This window comes from Klebsiella sp. K47, from assembly GCF_051858335.1.
Classification (GTDB): domain Bacteria; phylum Pseudomonadota; class Gammaproteobacteria; order Enterobacterales; family Enterobacteriaceae; genus Klebsiella; species Klebsiella pneumoniae.
Map to the genome: position 1 here is coordinate 1 of NZ_JBPYUI010000258.1, position 236 is coordinate 236.

Below are 236 nucleotides of genomic sequence, written 5' to 3' on the forward strand. Positions count from 1 at the left end.
ACTCACGTTATCAACGTGTGGTGTTCAACGAAATTACCAAAAATGCCATCCAAGATGCATTCAAGCATCCAGCACGCCTTGATATCGATAAAGTCAATGCGCAACAAGCACGCCGCTTTTTAGATCGTGTTGTTGGCTTTATGATTTCGCCATTACTTTGGGAAAAAATTGCCCGTGGTTTATCGGCAGGTCGTGTTCAGTCTGTCGCAGTTAAACTGGTGGTTGAGCGTGAGCGT

The 236-nt window shown here is 45.3% G+C and carries 1 protein-coding gene; it reads left to right on the top strand.

Annotated features, from left to right (window positions below; genetic code table 11):
* On the top strand, window positions 1–236 hold a 236-nt coding region (locus tag RRF55_RS27950), incomplete at both ends, for a DNA topoisomerase (protein ID WP_439419293.1).